General features: G+C 65.4%; 2 protein-coding genes. Both read left to right on the top strand.

All coding sequences use genetic code 11. The features are described 5' to 3' along the window. The first annotated feature begins 98 nt into the window (after positions 1–98). Positions 99–1,013 carry a histone deacetylase family protein gene (locus ACK1U9_RS05770; protein WP_046613159.1) on the top strand — a complete coding sequence of 305 codons (915 nt, stop codon included), beginning with the start codon at positions 99–101 and terminating at the stop codon, positions 1,011–1,013. 148 nt (positions 1,014–1,161) lie between these two features. Next, the gene (locus tag ACK1U9_RS05765) at positions 1,162–2,397 is read left to right on the top strand and encodes a TIGR03862 family flavoprotein (protein WP_449109755.1); all 1,236 of its coding nucleotides are present in this window, start codon (positions 1,162–1,164) and stop codon (positions 2,395–2,397) included. The last annotated feature ends 16 nt before the right edge of the window (positions 2,398–2,413 follow it).

Below are 2,413 nucleotides of genomic sequence, written 5' to 3'. Positions count from 1 at the left end.
TTGCGCTGTACCTGTGGGAGCTGGCTTGCCGGCGATTGGGCAGCAAAGCTGCCCCAGCCATGGCAAGATCAGCACTGACCCCGATTGCGACCCCACCCATGCCGTTGCCGCTGATCTACCACGAAGACTACAGCCCGGAGTTCCCTGCCGAACACCGCTTCCCCATGGACAAGTTTCGCCTGCTGCACGACCACTTGATCGACAGCGGGCTGACCACCGACCAAGCCCTGCTGCGCCCGGACATCTGCCCCAACGACATCCTCGCCCTGGCCCACGACCGCAGCTACATCGAGCGCTACATGAACGGTGACCTGTCACGCGAGGACCAGCGCCGCCTCGGCCTGCCCTGGAGCGAGGCCCTGGCCCGGCGTACCGTGCGCGCCGTAGGCGGCTCGCTGCTGAGCGCCGAGATGGCGCTGCAGCACGGCATCGCCTGCCACCTTGCCGGCGGCACCCACCACGCCCATTACGACCACCCTGCCGGCTTCTGCATCTTCAACGACCTGGCCGTGATCAGCCGCTACCTGCTGGAGGCCGGCCGGGTACACCGGGTGCTGATCTTCGACTGCGACGTGCATCAGGGTGACGGCACCGCGCGCATCCTGCACGACACACCAGACGCCATCACGGTGTCGCTGCATTGCGAACAGAACTTCCCGGCGCGCAAGGCACAAAGCGATTGGGACATTCCCCTGCCCCGGGGCATGGGCGACATGGCCTACCTGAAAGTGGTGGACGACGCCCTCAACTACCTGCTGCCACTCTATCGACCCGACCTGGTGCTGTATGACGCCGGTGTCGATGTGCACAAGGACGACGCCCTGGGCTATCTGCAACTGACCGATGCAGGCGTTGCCGCCCGTGATGAAGCAGTGCTGCGCCACTGCATGGGTCGCGATATCCCGGTGGTGGGCGTGATCGGCGGTGGATACAGCAAGGACCGTGCAGCCCTGGCCAGGCGCCATGGCATCCTTCATCACAGCGCGGCACGCGTCATCGGTTGTTCACAATGACTGTGGAGCCGCTTGTGGATAACCTGCGGGAAAGGCGCTGCAGCCCTTTACAGGCAAGGCGTGCAAAGATCTGATCATTTTTTGAGCAGTGCTTCCACAGACCGCGCTGCGCTAGAATGCGCCTCTTTTCCACAGCCTCCTGCCCACCATGCCTGATCTGAGCTCCGCCTCCCCTCCCCTCGCTGTCGTCATCGGCGGCGGCCCAGCCGGCCTGATGGCCGCCGAAGCACTGGCCCAGGCGGGCCTGGCGGTCGAAGTTTTCGATGCCATGCCTTCGGTGGGCCGCAAGTTCCTGCTGGCGGGTGTCGGCGGCATGAACATCACCCATTCCGAGCCCTACCCAGCATTCGTCAGCCGGTACGCCGAGCGCCAGGGCGAAATCGCCGCGCTGCTGCAGGACTTCGATGCCGACGCCTTGCGCCAGTGGATTCACGGCCTGGGCATCGAAACCTTCGTTGGTACCTCGGGCCGGGTATTCCCCACCGACATGAAAGCCGCGCCCCTGCTGCGCGCCTGGCTCAAGCGCCTGCGCGACAGCGGGGTAGTTATCCACACCCGTCACCGCTGGCTGGGCTGGAATGCCGAAGGTGCATTGCGGATTGCTTATCCACAAGGCGAGCGGCTGGTGAAGGCTGCCGTGGTGGTGCTGGCGCTGGGTGGCGGAAGCTGGGCGCGACTGGGCTCGGACGGTAGCTGGCAGCCACTGCTGGCCGCACGCGCTGTGGATATCTCGCCCTTGCGGCCCAGCAACTGCGGTTTTGAAGTGGCAGGCTGGAGCACGCTGCTCAAGGACAGGTTCGCTGGGGCGCCGTTGAAGAACATTGCGCTCAGCGTTCCCGGCAGCGCGCCGCGCAAGGGTGAGTTCATCCTTACCGCACAGGGTGTGGAAGGCAGCCTGGTGTATGCATGGTCAGCGCCGGTGCGTGAGGCCATCAACCGCGACGGCCACGGGGTGTTGCTGCTCGACCTGTTGCCGCAAAAGCCTGTGGACAAGATTGCCCAGGCGCTGGCCAAGCCACGGGGTTCGCGCTCCATGGCCAAGCACCTGCACAGCCAGCTGGGTATTGATGGGGTCAAGGCTGCGCTGTTGCGCGAGCTGACCGATCAGGCGACGTTTGCCGACCCTGGTGCCTTGGCGAGGGCGATCAAGGCATTGCCGATCACGTTGGTGCGTACGCGGCCGCTGGATGAGGCGATCAGCAGCGCGGGCGGGGTGCGTTTCGAGGGGCTGGACGAGGGCTTGATGGTCAAGGGCATGCCAGGGGTGTTCTGTGCCGGCGAGATGCTGGACTGGGAGGCCCCGACTGGGGGGTATCTGCTGACGGCGTGCTTTGCCAGCGGCTTGCGCGCCGGGCGGGCGGCGGCAAGCTGGCTGAAATCCTGACACATACTCGATCCAC

This window comes from Pseudomonas sp. XP1, from assembly GCF_053557675.1.
This window is presented reverse-complemented; position numbering and strand designations above follow the sequence as displayed.